Source organism: Leuconostoc sp., from assembly GCF_965300815.1.
In genome coordinates, this window is record NZ_CBDKZH010000035.1 from 1 (window position 1) to 14,036 (window position 14,036).

Here is a 14,036-nt window from a genome sequence, read left to right on the forward strand (position 1 = left end):
CGCTTGCATTACTTGAATAAATGTTTTATGATGATTGCGTAATCAAAAAGACAAAGACAATTTTTCTGGAGGAAAAACATCATGAGAAATATGATGAGCGTGACGACTGGGGCAATGGTAACGTTGCTGACGGCTTCAACTACCGTTGGATTATTGAGTGTGGCACTTGATACACCAACAGTAAGTGCTGCCAAGACGGCAAAGTTGAAGTTGTGGGTGGACACAGGGACAAAACCAACCTATGTTCAAGCTGTTAAAGATTTTGAAAAAGCGAATCCCAGTATCAAGGTGACGATTAAGTACACGAACTCAACTGATGCATTAAAGAATTTGCAAAAGGATCCATCGGCTGCTGCCGATGTCTTCATGTTTCCGCATGATCAAATCGGTTCGTTAGCATCACAGGGATTGATTTATCAAAATACTAAATATGCTAAAAGCCTTAAATCAACGCAAATTGCTAATGCAATGGCGGGTGCAACTTATAAGGGCAAGGTGTACGGCTATCCTTACGGTATTGAGTCACAAGTTTTGTATTATAACAAAACGCAACTTGGTAATGATGATATTAAATCTTGGACGAGTTTGACATCCAAGGGAAAAATTGGCACCAATTTAGCATCAGCTGGGGCTAACTACATTTTCGCACCACTGTTTTACACTGCCGGAGACACTTTGTATGGGAACAATGGTGAAAAAGCCAAAGGGACAAATATTGACAACGAAAAAGGTGTATCCGTTCTGAAGTGGATCAAAGCCCAAAAAGATAATCCGGGTGTTGTTCAAGCCAGCACGAATACATTAAATCTGCTACAATCAGGCAACATTTCAGCAACTTTGTCTGGGCCATGGTCATATAATGACTATAAAAAAGCCTTAGGTGACAACTTGGGCATTGCCCCATATCCAACAGTTGACTTGGGTTCTGGTGAAAAGCAGATGCAGGCGTTCTTAGGTGTTAAGTTATTTGGTGTTAAACAAGATACAAAAGAACCATTGGCAGCGATGAAATTAGCAAAGTACTTATCAAGTGATAAGGTACAAGAGCTTGGATTCAAAGATTCACATTACATTCCATCATCTAAGAAGGTGCAAGCCTCTCAAAATATTCAAAATGATGCGCTTGCTAAGGCGGTTGTTGACATGTCGCAAAAGGGTTATTCAACACCAATGCCTAAATCACCAGCAATGGCTAACTTCTGGACATCATCTGATGCCTTGTTTAACGACACATACAAGGGCAAGATTTCAGACAGTCAAATGTTACCAAAGTTGACCACTTTGGTTAAAAATGCCTCAAAATCAGTTAAATAGAAGTAAAACAGTGAGTGGCTAGCAGTCACTGTGTACATACTTATGAAGGATGGAAAGATGTTTAAAAGAAAAAAGCATGCGACTTTTGAAGCACATATACCCCTAACACAGTTATTTAAAAAAGCAGATGGTGCGATCAAGGCCTCTTATTTAATTATGGGTGCTGCCAACATTGCCAATAAACAATATCTCAAAGGCCTCATCTTTTTAGCACTAGAAATATCTTGGGTGACGTGGTTGTTCACGACAGGATTAAAAGCTTATCACAACATGATCACGTTGGGCACAAATGCACAAGGTTTGGTTTATGACAAAAAATTAGGTATTTCTGTCTTAAAAGCGGGTGATAATTCAATGCTTTTGCTACTGTGGGGCATGCTAGCGGTCATTATTACGGTACTGTTTATACTCTTATACCGTGCTAATTTGGCATCGGCGCGGAAAATATGGGAATTAAAACAAGCCGGTGAACCACTGCCAACTTTGAAGCAAGACTTAGCGTCCTTGCTTGACGAAAAAATGTATGTGACATTGATGGCCATTCCAATGACAGGCGTTTTATTCTTTACTATTTTGCCGCTGATTTATATGATTGCGATTGCTTTTACCTCATACGATCACAATCACTTGCCACCCAAAAATTTATTTAGTTGGGTTGGCTTTGCGAATTTTGGTAATGTGATCTCCGGGCAAATGGCTAGTACCTTCTTTCCTGTACTGGCCTGGACGTTAATTTGGGCCGTTGCCGCCACTGTAACATCATTTTTCTTTGGTGTTATCTTGGCAATGATGATCAATGCTAAGGGGATCAAAGGCAAAAAAGTTTTTCGAACACTCTTCATTTTAACGATGGCGATTCCAGCCTTCATTAGTTTGTTAATTATGAACAATATGTTTGCTGATGGTGGCTTAGTGAACACATTGCTGATTAACGCTGGTCTGACTAAAACATCGTTACCATTTTTCACAAATCCGTTGTTTGCTAAGTTAACAATTATTGTTGTTAACTTATGGATTGGGATTCCAGCGACAATGTTGGTGACAACGGGGATTTTACAAAATCAATCTGAAGAACAAATTGAAGCAGCAGAAATTGATGGCGCGAATAAATTCCAAATTTTCAAGTCAATCACATTTCCGCAAATTGTGTTTGTGATGGCACCGAGTTTGATTCAACAGTTCATTGGTAATGTGAACAATTTCAATGTGATTTATTTGTTAACTGGTGGTGGCCCGGCTAACTCCAATTATTACGGCGCTGGCTCAACAGATTTGCTGATTACTTGGTTATACAATTTAACTTTGAATACCGCTGATTATAACTTAGCTTCAGTCATTGGTATCTTAATCTTCATTTTGTCTGCCACATTCTCGTTGCTTGCTTATAAGAAAATATCAAATTCTGGGATGGAGGCATAACAATGCATAGTTTAAAAGGCGTAAAACGCCGTAATACAATGATTTTGTATCTATTATTGACTGTCATGGCAATTGTTTGGGTCGTGCCTATTCTCTGGATTATATTGACGAGTTTCCGTGGGGAGGGTGGTGCGTTTGTTAACTATTTTTGGCCAAAAACCTATACCCTTCATAACTACGTCCAACTGTTTACCAACTCACAGTATCCTTTTGGTCGCTGGTTCTTGAATACATTATTTGTGTCGATTGTGAGCGGTTTTATTTCCACAGCTTTAGTGTTAGCAATGGCATACTCATTGAGTCGCTTACGATTTAAGTTAAAGGGTCCTTTTTTGAAAGTTGCCTTAGTTTTGAACATGTTCCCGGGCTTTATGGCAATGTTTGCGATCTATTATATTTTGAAAGCAGCTGGTTTGACGCAAAGTTTGTTCGCCTTAATATTAGTGTATGTGTCGGGCGCTGGTTTGGTATTTTACATCCAAAAAGGCTTTTTCGATACGATTCCGTATTCATTGGATGAAAGTGCCATGTTAGATGGGGCAACGAAATGGCAAATTTTTACCAAAATTACATTGCCATTATCTAAACCAATCATTGTCTTTACGGCATTGACAGCATTTACGGGGCCTTGGATGGATTTCATTTTTGCTCAGGTGATTATGGGGGACAATGTTAAAAACTATACCGTTGCGATTGGATTATATTCGATGATGACGAAAGAAACGGCTAATTCATTATTCATGAGTTTCGCTGCGGGGGCAGTGATTATTGCCATTCCAATTACAATTTTGTTTATTGTGTTGCAACGATTCTACGTTTCTGGTGTGACAAGTGGTTCGGTCAAGGGTTAAAAAGATTGGGACGTTAGTCCCAATCTTTTTCATGTTACAATAACGGGTACAGGAGGGGGCTATGGTAACAATACAAGATATTGCAAATAAATCCGGCGTTGCGATGTCAACGGTTTCGCGCGCGTTGGCTGATTCATCCAAAATTAGTGTTAAAACCAAGGAACGGATTAAAAAAATGGCACAAGATATGGGCTATACGCCAAATTTTGCTGCACGGAATTTAACACAGCGTGAAAGTAACACGGTCGGGGTTGTTTTTCAACCACAAGCCGTCGGTAGTGCTGAAAATGATTTTGCCATGCAATTACTATTTGGTATTAATTCTCAACTCGTTGCGCGTCAATATTTATTGACTACTGCGACGGGCAGCAATTGGTCTGAAGTCTACAATGCCGTTAAAATGATGGTGGAAGCCGGACAAGTTCGTCGTTTTATACTGCTTTACACGGTTGAAAATGATCCAATTTCTGAATTGTTACGAGAAAACAACGCGCGTGTGGTTGTTACTGGCGAACCAGAGCAAGCGCATCATGTTTTATATGTTGATAATGATAACCGACGCGCTGGAGAAGAGGCGACTAGGCAGTTAGTTGACCAGTTTAATCTAAAAGCACCGCTCTTTGTTCGCACTGTAGCTGATTGGCGTTATGAGCGAAATCGTGAAATTGGGTTTCATATTGCCCAACCAGAGGGCCAGATTTTATCATTACCGATTGATTTTCAAGCGCAAAAACAGGTATTGAAACATTATTTCGAATTACATCCCGAAATTGATGGCATTGTTGCGAGTGATGACAAAATCGGTTATCTGGCACGTCATCAAGCCCAAGCACATTTGCCCACACACCCCAAATTACCAACGATTGCATTTAATCATTCTGAATATGCACGACTCGGTGGTGAGGACTTCTATTCAGTTGATGTGTTACCACGTAGTTTGGGCAGTGAAGCGGTCCGATTATTGTTTAATGATCAGCGTTCTGTGCTGGAGCAAACAAAGGCAACAAGCGTGATTGTGCCGTATCGTTTACCTGAATTTGGGGGCGAATCGTTGAATCGAATGATACCAAATGATTGATTTGATTAGTGCATAAGGGATAACAAAAAGGCAACACACTGGCAATTAGCTTGGCTATTCCGGCAGAGATAGCCAGTATTGCCGGTATAATCGAACGGGCATCAAAAAAAAGTGAATCGTCAGATTCGCTTTTTTGATGGTTAATTTTTGGTGTTTTTAAAACGTTGATGCACAAGGGTACCAAAGACAACGGTGAAAATAATGGCACCAATGGCTGACATACGCGTATCAGACTGGAAGAACAGGCTGAAGTAAATGGCAACAAAGAAGAGTAAGGTTAATGGACTAGTCACTTTGTAACCTGGCATTTTGAACCCGTCAGGCAAAAAATCAGCTGATTCACGGAATTTGCGATGGGCATACATCGTTAACCCATAAACAATGATATACATATTTGATGAAATGGCCGTGATGAAACTAAAGGCTGATGTAATTTGTGGCAACGCACTGATAATGGGTGAAAAGAGTACCAAGGCGGCGGTGAAAATAATGGCATTGGCTGGGATGCCAAGTTTAGAAATCTTGCCAAATGGCGCCATGATCGTGGTATTTGATTCTTTTGCTAATTGATAGAAGTGACGTCCTGCCGAATAAAGCGCAGAGTTCAATGCTGAGGCAGCCGACGTTAAGACGACGAAGTTAATCACCGTCGCTGCTGCCTTGAAGCCCGCTAATTCAAACACCATCACGAAGGGACTTTGACCAGGTGTTTTGGCGATGACGTGCCAGTTAATAATGGACATGATAATGATCATGGCACCTAGATAGAAAATTAAAATACGGAAGATAATGGTGTTAATTGCGCGTGGTAAGACTTGACGCGGATTTTGTGTTTCGGCTGTGGTGATGCCGACAAATTCCATACCTTGAAAGGCAAAGAAAACCATGGGAAAGGCGGCAAAGAACATGGCTGGTCCGTTGGGGAATAGCTCAAAATTATGGGTGATATTACCAAATGACGCAATGGTATGACCGCCAGCTGCGGGCGCTTCAAAACCGGTGAAAATCAAGAACAAACCAGTCGCAATCATGGCCAGAATGGCGATAATTTTAATCATGGCAAACCAGTATTCTGTTTCACCAAAAATTTTGACGGCCACCAGATTAACCAAAGTCAAAATAGCTAAGAAGACAATTTGGATCAACCACGTGTGCCAACCTGGAAACCAGAACTTCACATAAGTCGAGACAGCGGTTAATTCAGCCATGGCGACGAAGGTCAACCCAATCCAGTAGGACCAGCCGGCAAAATAGCCGGCACCGGCGCCGACGTAGCGACTAATAAATGACACAAATGTGTGTTGGGTTGGATCGGCGTAGAGCATTTCACCAATCCCACGCATCATTAAGAAGAAAAATGCGCCAAGAATGGCATAGACAACCAAAATTGATGGGCCGGTTTTGGCTATCGAATTACCAGCCCCTAAAAACAAGCCGGTACCAATTGTGCCACCGATGGCAATCATTTGGACATGCTTCTTTTTGAGGCCACGTACTGTGCCGTCAGGGTTAGTTGCTAAGTCTGTATATTCAATCATATTTGTACCTCCGGTTATCGTGGCCAAAAAAAAAAGAGCCAATATAAACATATTAGCAGTTTTACGGTTGAGCATATCGGGAAGGATGACAAAAAATAAAGAATATTTTGTGCACAATCAATAAAAAGTATGTGCCTAAATGAGTAAGAGTGCTAATTGAATATCAACTAACACGTCAGGCATCTCTAAATCAACGCCGAGCAACTCGCTAATCCGTTTTAAGCGGTAAGTAATCGTATTGCGATGGACGAATAAAGCATTGGCCACGGCCGTCACATTTTGATGCAAGAAAACATAAGTTTCTAAGGTTTCCAGTAGTTCGGCATTCTCTAAAATTGGACCCAATGTTTTTTCAACGAAAACACGGGCTTCTTGTTTTGGTAAGAGATGTAGTAGTTCTTGGGCGTTTTTAGGCCGGAATCGCATAATGGGATGCTGCTGAGAGGTTAATTTCAGCGCGTTATTGGCCTGATCATATAAGTCAGACAGCATATGAATCGATTCGGCAATTCTTGAAAAGCCAATCGTAAAGGCATAATGTAAACCGGGCTGTTGCATTAAAAAATCATAGAGACGCTTGAGGAATTGTCGCGTATCAATCTGTTCGTCAATCAACAAGACGAGTTGCTGGCGATGAGAAAAGGTCAAGACTTGCCAATCATGTTCAAAAATAAACCAGCGGGTGAGTTGTTGGCGAATTTCAAATTGACGCGATTCGATGACCTTGTTTTTTTCGCTGAAATCAAGAATGGCCACCCGATAGCGGCGTTTATTGTCAATATTGGCATTATAGAGATAATTATCAATCGCCTCGTGGCTTAACCCGCGTTGCATCACGTTTAAGAAGAAACCAGAACGGTTCCGAAACTCCGTTTCGTTCAATAAATCAGTGCGCGAATTAGCTAAACCGAGTGTATTCATTACCTGTTGGCGCTTTAAAATTTGAAAGCTTGATGGTTCATCTTGATTAACAACAAAGGCAGCAAACGCTTTGTTTTCATTTAAAGCGGAAAAAATCGGCAAAATGTCAATGAGTTGGTGGTTAAATTCAACCCGAACTGGGACGGTCAAATTCAAGTAGTCAATACCAGACTCGTGGCGTAAGTAATGGGTTAAGAATTCACGTTGCGCCACCCATTCGCTGCTCGCATAAATGGCTGTAAAGTGGGCATCGAGTAGTGCCAGTGGTGTTTCCAATACTTTAGCACTTTGATCGAGTAGGTGTTGATAGGTAATATTTTGTGCATTCAATTCCGACAATTGCTGGTTGATGGCAATAATTTGTTTTAATTCAGTATTCTGAGTTTCTAAAATAACAGCCGTCAGCCGTTTAACGGTTAATGATAAAAAATCATCCGTTGGTGTCCATAAAATAGGCACTTTAAGATGGTCGGCCAGCTCAATGATCGTTTTGGGCAGGGTGGTAACGTAACGACCAGCCTTAATCGCAATCCCACTGGCATTCGTCTCATGCATGCCAATAATCAAATCACGTAATAAATGATGATTTTGGGAAAAATGATAACCTGACGTGACCAGAAGTTGGCCATCAAATAAGAAGTCCGTGATATCCGGTGCATCAATCATACCGACTTGGGATACTTCGCGTGATAACCCATCGGCGCCAGCCGCAACTTGAATGTTGCGTAAGGATGGGTGTTGTAAAATCTCAGATAATTGCATGTCATGTCAGCCTCAAAGTATTTTTTTCATTGTATCGTAGTTAGTGATAGTGCACAAGCGAATTTTGAACGTTGTGCAAGTCGCACGAATACCCGTATCGGACGGCATGATATATTACGATATGTAGGAATGATATATTTAACGTTGGGTAGGGTATGAAGGGATAATTATGCGAACAGAAAAAGCAATTATTAGTAACGTCTTAAAAGGTTCTTTAGGGAATTTGGTGGAGTGGTTTGATTGGTATGTGTATGCCGCGTTTGCCATTTATTTTGCACCGGTATTTTTTCCATCACATGATAAAACAGCCGAGTTATTAAGTACGGCAGCCGTTTTTGCGATTGGTTTCGTGATGCGTCCTTTGGGGAGCTTGTTACTGGGTAAATATGCCGACCAACATGGACGCCGAGCCGCGTTGACATTGTCAGTGCTGATTATGGCGGCTGGGTCATTGGTGATTGCGGTAACACCAGGGTATGATCAAATTGGGATATTGGCACCAGCGATCTTAGTCATTGCGCGACTTTTCCAGGGCCTATCTTTGGGTGGTGAGTACGGCACGTCAGCTACTTATTTGTCAGAAATGGCAAGTGCGGGGCACCGCGGCTTTTACTCATCCTTTCAATATGTGACGTTGATTAGTGGTCAATTGCTGGCTTTAGGGGTACAAATTATCTTGCAAATCACGTTGTCTGAGCATGCGATTGCAGTCTGGGGATGGCGGATTCCCTTTGTCATTGGTGCGCTTGGGGCGTTAGTCGTCCTTGTTTTGCGACTGAGTATGGAAGAGTCCGATCAATTCTTGGCACAAGCCAAAAAAGAGAAGGGGCAATTGCGTGAATTGTTACGTTATCCTAAGGCAGTGCTGACGGTGATGGGTTTGACGTTAGGTGGGACGATTGCCTTTTACACCTATACCACATATCTCCAAAAGTTTATGATTAATACCACGGGTTTGCCAAAACAAACAGTGACCTGGATTAACTTTGCCGCTTTGTTTATTTTCATGGTATTACAACCGTTTGCTGGCGCTTTGTCGGATAAAATTGGGCGTAAGCCGTTGCTGTTTTGGTTTGGTGGGTTAGGGACAGTGTTCACCGTTCCGATTTTCTTAGCTTTGGCACAAACGAAGAGTGCCTGGGTGGCCTTCTTCTTGATGCTAGCGGGCTTGGTGATTGTCACGGGCTATACCGCTATTAACGCTATTGTGAAAGCAGAAATGTTCCCAACAGAAATTCGGGCGTTAGGTGTCGGGTTGCCTTATGGTCTGACCGTTGCCGTTTTTGGTGGGACGGCGGAATATGTGGCGCTTTATCTCAAGAATGCGCATCATGAATCGGTTTTCTTTGTTTATGTCGCCGCTGTTATTTTTATTAGTTTGCTCGTTTATTGGCGGATGGCTGATACAAAGGCCACTTCTAAACTGGATCAATAAATGATAAAATAATGATAATACAAGGAGGGTTTCATGGCGACACAACAAGCACTTTTAGATTCAATTAAAGAACAGACCATTTTGTCAGAAATTTCGGCATTATCTGGCTGGGATGCCCTGACCGGTATGCCAAAAGATGCAGGGCATTTTCGGGCCGATGTGGATGCTTATTTGGCTGAAAAGACCTTTCAGGTCGCCACGGGCCCACAACGACAACAGTTACTCGAAGCGTTGTCGGCGGATAAAAGCGCTTTAGATGACTTTGGTCAATTAGTCTTAGCCAAAGCGCAGAAAGATTTTGACGTGACGGGGAAGATCCCTGAAAAGGACTATATTGATTTCCAACGGACGTTATCTGAGGCCCAAGATTACTGGGCCCAGGCGCGTGAGGCTAATGATTACACAATTTTCCAGCCTTATGTTGAAAAAATTATTGCTTACTTGAAGCAATTTATTCCCTTGTGGCAAACTGATGAAGCAACGCCGTATGATGTGTTGCTGAATCAATATGAACCAGGCTTGTCCGTGGCTAAATTAGACGCGGTGTTTGATGAACTGAAAACAGGGATCATGGCCTTACGTCATTGCCTAGAAACGCTTGGGACCGAGCCTGATGGCACGTTTTTATCACGGCAAGTATCTAAAGACAAGCAACGTGAGTATGCTTTAGCTGCTTCACAGCGATTAGGCTATGATATGAATAAAGGCCGTCTGGATGACACCATTCATCCCTTTATGGAAGCGTTAAATCGTGATGATGCGCGTATTACCACGCGCTGGGACGAACATAATTTCCAAATGGCGGTGTTGGGCATTTTCCACGAGGCAGGGCATGGATTGTTTGAACAGAATGTGGCCGCTAAGTATGATGCCGTATGTGCCGTGATGCCGATTAGTATGAGTATTCATGAGTCACAATCACTCTTTAATGAAGTCATGGTTGGTCGCTCAAAGGCGTTTTGGCAGGCAGAATATCCAAAAATGCAAGCGGTGTTTGCCCCAACGTTTGATGACATTTCATTTGAAACCTTTTATAATGGTTGGATTAAAACCGAGGCGACGTTGATTCGGACTGAAGCGGATCCATTGACGTATCCGTTGCACATTATTATTCGCTATGAAATTGAAAAAGCCATCTTTAATGACAATGTGCCAGTAGCAGAGTTGCCTCAGCTTTGGCGTGATAAATATCAAGAATACTTAGGCTTGACGGTGCCGGATGATTTGACTGGTATTTTACAAGATATTCACTGGGCTGGTGGGTCATTTGGTTACTTCCCTAGTTACGCTTTGGGCCATTTATATGCGGCGCAGTTTATGGCTACGATGCAAAAAACATTGGATTTCGAGCAGATTTACGCTTCAGGTGATTACACACCAATTTTTGAGTGGCGCAAACAACATATTTGGCAACACGGTGGGGCAGTTGATCCAGGCGACATCTTAATGGCAGCGACTGGTGAAGGGTTGAATCCACAATATTGGTTAACCGTGATGAATGATTTATATGCCACGGCCTACCAGTTACCAAAATAACATCCCAATCCAGCAAAAAATAAAGGCACGCTTTGGGGTCTGTTGTTGACAGCAACACTGGATTTTGATAGAATAAATAAGTATTTACAGCATGTCGTTTAATCGAAATAAAATGCGAGAAAGGAGGGTTATCACATGGCAAAGGTCATCGTACGTAAGAACGAATCTTTGGATGATGCATTGCGTCGCTTTAAGCGCGGTGTTTCAAAGGACGGTACTCTCCAAGAATACCGTAAGCGCGAATTCTATGTTAAGCCTTCAGTTGCTCGTAAATTGAAGTCTGAAGCAGCACAAAAGCGTAACAAGAAGAAGGGCCGTTAATCGGTTCTAAACGTCACCTCGGTGGCGTTTTTCTTTTTCATTTTATGTTAAAATAGCAATAGACTAAACAAGAAAGAAGAAGACACATGAGCCTGTTAGAGACATTGAACGCTGATATGAAGCAAGCAATGAAAGATAAGAATAAGGAAGCGCTATCGGTTATTCGGATGGTGAAGTCAACAGTGATGAACGAACAAATTAGTTTGGGTCATGACTTGACACCGGAAGAAGAATTGACGGTGTTATCACGTGAAGTGAAGCAACGTCAAGATTCTCTAGCGGAATTTGAAAAGGGTGGCCGTGAAGACTTAGCGGCAGGCATTCGATCAGAATTAACGATTTTGGCCAAGTATTTGCCAGCACAATTGACCGAAGAAGAAATCGTTGCCATTGTTGCGGCAGCTATCGAACAAACTGGCGCAACCGGCCCTAAAGACATGGGCAAGGTTATGGGCGTGGTGACGCCGCAAATTAAAGGTAAAGCCGATGGTAAGGTTGTCGCTGACTTAGTTAAGGCAACCTTGGCACAATAAAGACAAGGATAATCGGCTACGGCCGATTTTTTTGTTGGCTTATCGTTGTCTATCCGTGTTAAACTAGGGTATTAAAGAAAAATGCGTGAAGTTGCGCATCAGAGGAAAAATCATGACGAATCCAACAGTTGGTACAATTGTAAAAGCATCAGTAACGGATGAAAATACCCAGTATTTTTTTGCGCAAGTTGATGGCTTTACGTACGAAATTGACAAATCAGAACTTGAAAAGCCCCTTAAGGTTGGGGGCTTTGTAACAGGTTTTGCTTATGAAAATGAAAATCATAAGCTACAAATTACTAAAACACTACCAACAGCTCAAAAAGATGTTTATGGCTGGGGGACGGTTGTGGCCAACCGGCACGACTTAGGGGTGTTTGTCGCTATCGGGCTACCTAACAAAGACCTGGTCGTTTCTTTAGATGATCTGCCAACCATCACAACATTGTGGCCACAAAAAGGTGACCGCTTGATGCTAGCGATGAAAGAAGATAATAAAGGCCGGTTGTGGGGAGAACTTGCTCAGCAGCACATTATTGGTGCGGTTGCCCGCCGTGCGCCACAAGAAATGAAGTCTAAAACAGTGAAAGCCACAGTGTACCGTAATAAAATTGCAGGGACACTTGTGATTACTGAAGATTATCATCTAGGCTTTATTCACCCATCACAACGTCACGATGAGCCAAGATTAGGGGAAGTCCTTAAGGCGCGTGTCATTGGCGTCCGTGAAGATGGGACGTTGAATTTGTCGCTCAAGCCATTAGCTTATAAGACAATGGATGAAGATGCCCAATTCTTGTTACTCCAGTTACAACGTCGGACGGATCATTTTTTGCCGTTCAACGATAAAAGTAATCCCGAAGCCATTAAGCGTCAATTTGGCTTTAGTAAGAGTCAGTTCAAGCGTGCGTTAGGTCATCTGTATAAAGCCCGCTTAATTGAACAAGTTGACGGTGGTATTCAACTGATTGCCGAAAATGACACAAAAAATTAACCTCGCCATTGCCGACTATTTGCACTATATTCGGATAGAACGTGGCTTGTCTGACAATACAATTAACAGTTACCGACAGGATTTAACCCAATTTAGCGCCTATTTGACAGCAGAAAAATTGCCGCTGGAAGCAGTCGATCATGTCGTGGTTTTGGCATGGTTAAATCAACTACGGTTAGCTGGTAAATCTAATAATTCTGTGATCCGCATGGTCACGTCACTTCGGAAGTTTTTTGGCTACTTGGCTCAAGAAAAAATTGTTTTGCCAAATCCGATGCGCGATATTAAACCACCGAAGAAAGCCACGCATTTACCGGCCGTTTTGAGTGTGGCGGAAATTGATGCCTTGCTGGCTGTGCCAACAGACACGACCCCACTTGATATCCGGAATCGCACGTTAATTGAAGTGATGTATGCCACTGGCTTGCGTGTCAGCGAGCTGGTCAACCTTAAGTTAAGTGATTTACATTTGCAATTGGGGTTGATTCAAACCATTGGAAAAGGCGATAAGGAACGCATTATTCCGATTGGCGAAGTGGCGGCGGACTGGTTAACACGTTATTTTGCCAGCAGTCGCTTGGCCTTACTCAAGGGTAAGGCATCACCCTATGTTTTCTTAAATGATCGTGGGGGACAACTCACACGGCAGGGTGTTTGGAAAATCATTAAGAAGTTGGTTGCTGAAGCAGGCATTACAAAAGATGTCTCGCCTCATACGTTGCGCCACTCGTTTGCCACGCATATTTTAGAAAATGGGGCGGATCTACGGATTGTGCAAGAATTACTCGGACATGCCGATATTTCAACCACTCAGATTTATACGCATATTTCAAAAAAGCGTTTGAGTGAAGTGTATGATCAGTACCATCCACGGGCATAATTGACTGGCGTCAGACCTACCATCAATGAGGAAGAAAAATGTTAGCATTGGCTAGAAGTGATAATCAAAAAACCGTGATGGGTATTTTATCGTTGTTGCCTGGGTTACGTGAGTTACCGTTTTTGAAAGCTGAAATGGCTTGGTATAACGATCGTGAGACACGTTGTCTCTATGTTTGGCAGCGTAGTAATTGGGTGCAGGGTGTTTTAGGCGTTGAATTTTTAGACCATGATATCGTGTTGGTGCGTCATGTGGCGTTTACCCCAGAAGCCCGCACGGTGGAAAATTATTTTGAGTTGTTGTCTAATTTTCAAACGCAAAATCCAACGGCTTTTTTGATGGGAACCTTAGAAAATCAAAAATTAATTAATAAATGGAGAAAAGCAACATCGTAGCGCAGCGTTTAACAATCAAATTAAGCGATTTTGAAGGCCCGTTAGATCTATTACAGCAT

Annotated in this window: 13 protein-coding genes and 1 pseudogene; 12 read left to right on the forward strand and 2 right to left on the reverse strand. The window is 42.3% G+C overall.

All coding sequences use genetic code 11. The annotated features are described in order from the left end of the window. Positions 1–81: 81 nt before the first annotated feature. The 4 genes from ACW12G_RS03705 to ACW12G_RS03720 all read left to right on the forward strand — a co-directional run bounded on the left by ACW12G_RS03705 (position 82) and on the right by ACW12G_RS03720 (position 4,662). Entirely contained in the window at positions 82–1,314 is a 1,233-nt protein-coding gene (locus ACW12G_RS03705) for an extracellular solute-binding protein (protein ID WP_455647294.1), read from the forward strand. Positions 1,315–1,371: 57 nt separating this feature from the next. Continuing rightward, positions 1,372–2,733: a carbohydrate ABC transporter permease gene (locus ACW12G_RS03710; RefSeq protein WP_455647295.1), complete on the forward strand. Its 1,362-nt coding sequence runs from the start codon at positions 1,372–1,374 to the stop codon at positions 2,731–2,733. A gap of 2 nt (positions 2,734–2,735) precedes the next feature. Then, positions 2,736–3,584 (forward strand): sugar ABC transporter permease, encoded by an 849-nt coding sequence (locus tag ACW12G_RS03715; RefSeq protein ID WP_068850036.1) that lies wholly within the window; start codon positions 2,736–2,738, stop codon positions 3,582–3,584. A gap of 61 nt (positions 3,585–3,645) precedes the next feature. Further along, the gene (locus tag ACW12G_RS03720; protein WP_455647296.1) at positions 3,646–4,662 is read left to right on the forward strand and encodes a LacI family DNA-binding transcriptional regulator; all 1,017 of its coding nucleotides are present in this window, start codon (positions 3,646–3,648) and stop codon (positions 4,660–4,662) included. Positions 4,663–4,802: 140 nt separating this feature from the next. Here the strand turns inward: ACW12G_RS03720 and ACW12G_RS03725 are convergent, their stop codons facing one another. Continuing rightward, positions 4,803–6,200, reverse strand: coding sequence for an amino acid permease (locus ACW12G_RS03725; protein ID WP_048701818.1), 1,398 nt, complete (start codon positions 6,198–6,200; stop codon positions 4,803–4,805). Positions 6,201–6,335: 135 nt separating this feature from the next. Next, the gene (locus ACW12G_RS03730) at positions 6,336–7,883 is read right to left on the reverse strand and encodes a PucR family transcriptional regulator (RefSeq protein WP_146976639.1); all 1,548 of its coding nucleotides are present in this window, start codon (positions 7,881–7,883) and stop codon (positions 6,336–6,338) included. A 169-nt stretch (positions 7,884–8,052) separates the two neighbouring features. Between ACW12G_RS03730 and ACW12G_RS03735 the strand changes: the two genes are divergently transcribed. From ACW12G_RS03735 to ACW12G_RS03770, 8 genes and pseudogenes are all read left to right on the forward strand, one after another. After that, positions 8,053–9,318, forward strand: a complete 1,266-nt coding sequence (locus tag ACW12G_RS03735) for an MFS transporter (protein WP_455647297.1) — start codon at positions 8,053–8,055, stop codon at positions 9,316–9,318. A 33-nt stretch (positions 9,319–9,351) separates the two neighbouring features. Continuing rightward, on the forward strand, positions 9,352–10,854 hold the full coding sequence (locus ACW12G_RS03740) for a carboxypeptidase M32 (protein WP_455647298.1): 1,503 nt from the start codon (positions 9,352–9,354) through the stop codon (positions 10,852–10,854). A gap of 135 nt (positions 10,855–10,989) precedes the next feature. Continuing rightward, positions 10,990–11,175 carry a 30S ribosomal protein S21 gene (rpsU, locus tag ACW12G_RS03745; protein ID WP_004899901.1) on the forward strand — a complete coding sequence of 62 codons (186 nt, stop codon included), beginning with the start codon at positions 10,990–10,992 and terminating at the stop codon, positions 11,173–11,175. Positions 11,176–11,261: 86 nt separating this feature from the next. Beyond that, the gene (locus ACW12G_RS03750) at positions 11,262–11,708 is read left to right on the forward strand and encodes a GatB/YqeY domain-containing protein (RefSeq protein WP_010003440.1); all 447 of its coding nucleotides are present in this window, start codon (positions 11,262–11,264) and stop codon (positions 11,706–11,708) included. Positions 11,709–11,820: 112 nt separating this feature from the next. Beyond that, a complete protein-coding gene (locus tag ACW12G_RS03755; RefSeq protein WP_455647299.1) occupies positions 11,821–12,702 on the forward strand; it encodes a CvfB family protein in 882 nt (293 codons plus the stop codon). Next, a complete protein-coding gene (gene xerD / locus ACW12G_RS03760; RefSeq protein WP_455647300.1) occupies positions 12,686–13,582 on the forward strand; it encodes a site-specific tyrosine recombinase XerD in 897 nt (298 codons plus the stop codon). The genes ACW12G_RS03755 and xerD overlap by 17 nt, the downstream gene beginning before the upstream one ends. Positions 13,583–13,620: 38 nt before the next feature. After that, complete coding sequence (locus tag ACW12G_RS03765; RefSeq protein WP_455647301.1) at positions 13,621–13,977, forward strand: riboflavin biosynthesis protein RibT; 357 nt, start codon at positions 13,621–13,623, stop codon at positions 13,975–13,977. Continuing rightward, positions 13,956–14,036 (forward strand): annotated as a pseudogene (locus ACW12G_RS03770) (chromosome segregation protein ScpA); the annotation flags it as partial. The gene ACW12G_RS03765 and the pseudogene ACW12G_RS03770, both read left to right, overlap by 22 nt.

Excerpts from the sequence above, each read along its gene's own strand:
- ACW12G_RS03730 (WP_146976639.1), bottom strand. The coding sequence starts at position 7,883 with ATGCAATTATCTGAGATTTTACAACACCCATCCTTACGCAACATTCAA.
- xerD (WP_455647300.1), top strand. The coding sequence starts at position 12,686 with ATGACACAAAAAATTAACCTCGCCATTGCCGACTATTTGCACTATATT.
- rpsU (WP_004899901.1), top strand. The coding sequence starts at position 10,990 with ATGGCAAAGGTCATCGTACGTAAGAACGAATCTTTGGATGATGCATTG.
- ACW12G_RS03735 (WP_455647297.1), top strand. The coding sequence starts at position 8,053 with ATGCGAACAGAAAAAGCAATTATTAGTAACGTCTTAAAAGGTTCTTTA.
- ACW12G_RS03740 (WP_455647298.1), top strand. The coding sequence starts at position 9,352 with ATGGCGACACAACAAGCACTTTTAGATTCAATTAAAGAACAGACCATT.
- ACW12G_RS03725 (WP_048701818.1), bottom strand. The coding sequence starts at position 6,200 with ATGATTGAATATACAGACTTAGCAACTAACCCTGACGGCACAGTACGT.
- ACW12G_RS03750 (WP_010003440.1), top strand. The coding sequence starts at position 11,262 with ATGAGCCTGTTAGAGACATTGAACGCTGATATGAAGCAAGCAATGAAA.
- ACW12G_RS03705 (WP_455647294.1), top strand. The coding sequence starts at position 82 with ATGAGAAATATGATGAGCGTGACGACTGGGGCAATGGTAACGTTGCTG.
- ACW12G_RS03715 (WP_068850036.1), top strand. The coding sequence starts at position 2,736 with ATGCATAGTTTAAAAGGCGTAAAACGCCGTAATACAATGATTTTGTAT.
- ACW12G_RS03755 (WP_455647299.1), top strand. The coding sequence starts at position 11,821 with ATGACGAATCCAACAGTTGGTACAATTGTAAAAGCATCAGTAACGGAT.
- ACW12G_RS03720 (WP_455647296.1), top strand. The coding sequence starts at position 3,646 with ATGGTAACAATACAAGATATTGCAAATAAATCCGGCGTTGCGATGTCA.
- ACW12G_RS03710 (WP_455647295.1), top strand. The coding sequence starts at position 1,372 with ATGTTTAAAAGAAAAAAGCATGCGACTTTTGAAGCACATATACCCCTA.
- ACW12G_RS03765 (WP_455647301.1), top strand. The coding sequence starts at position 13,621 with ATGTTAGCATTGGCTAGAAGTGATAATCAAAAAACCGTGATGGGTATT.